Raw genomic sequence first — 1,183 nt, 5'->3', positions numbered from 1 at the left:
GGCGCCGGCCCCCGCCCCGGCCCCCGAACCCACTCCGCCGCCCCAGCCGGCGCCGTCCCCGACCGTGGTCCCGCCCGCGCCCGATCTGCAGGACATGCTCGATTCGCTGACCTCCGAGTTCAACTCCTTCGTCCCGCCGGGCCAGGCCGACGGGGGCGGCAACGCGGGTGGCAACGCAGGTGGCAACGCGAACCCGAACGCGGCCGCGAACAACGGCAGGGGAGGTGACGGCGGATGACCACACCTCACCTGCTGGCCGGTCGGTACGAGATCGGGGAGGTCCTCGGATTCGGTGGCATGTCCGAGGTCCACCGGGGGCGCGACACCGTCCTCGGCCGGGACGTGGCGGTCAAGATCATGCGGCCCGAGTTGGCCCGCGACGAGACCTTCTACCAGCGCTTCCGCCGCGAGGCGCAGAATTCGGCGTCGCTCAACCACCCCTCCATCGTGGCGATCTACGACACGGGCGAGGAGCGCACCGCAGACGGCGCGTTGCCCTACATCGTCATGGAACTGGTCGAGGGCGACACGATCCGGGACATCGTCAAGATGGATGGTCCGTTGGAGGTGGAACGCGCACTCGGGGTGATGGCCGACGTCTGCGGCGCCCTGGACTTCTCGCACAAGAAGGGGATCATCCACCGCGACGTCAAACCGGCGAACATCATGATCTCGCGCGACGGGGCCGTCAAGGTCATGGACTTCGGCATCGCGCGCGCGGTCAGCGACGCCAGCTCGACCCTCACCAACACCTCGTCCGTGCTCGGCACCGCCCAGTACCTCAGCCCCGAGCAGGCCCGGGGTGAGACGGTGGACGCCCGATCGGACCTGTACTCGGCCGGCTGCGTCCTGTACGAGATGGTCGCGGGAGCCCCGCCGTTCACCGGGGAATCGCCCGTCGCCGTGGCGTACCAGCACGTCCGCGAGTCACCGCAGCCGCCCTCCGCGATCAACCCGGAGATCGGCCGGTACGTCGACGCCGTGGTCATGCAGGCGATGGCCAAGAACCCCGAGAACAGGTACGACACCGCCGGGGACATGCGCACCGACCTGTTGGCCGTCCTGAGCGGCGGCCGACCGGCCGCCCCGCTGGTGCTGTCCGACGACGAGCTCGACGACGGACAACGGCCCGACGCCCCCCACGGATTCGCCGGGGCGGGCTACGGCTCGGGCCGCCCCGACC

General features: G+C 70.8%; 1 protein-coding gene and 1 pseudogene. Both read left to right on the top strand.

Features of this window, described 5'->3' with window-relative positions:
- Positions 1-238 (top strand): annotated as a pseudogene (locus G6018_RS17165) (serine/threonine protein kinase); the annotation flags it as partial.
- On the top strand, positions 235-1,183 hold a 949-nt coding region (gene pknB / locus G6018_RS14990; protein ID WP_182640050.1), incomplete at its 3' end, for a Stk1 family PASTA domain-containing Ser/Thr kinase. The pseudogene G6018_RS17165 and the gene pknB, both read left to right, overlap by 4 nt.

The sequence above is a fragment of the Dietzia sp. DQ11-44 genome (assembly GCF_014145205.1).
GTDB lineage: Bacteria > Actinomycetota > Actinomycetes > Mycobacteriales > Mycobacteriaceae > Dietzia > Dietzia natronolimnaea.
This window is presented reverse-complemented; position numbering and strand designations above follow the sequence as displayed.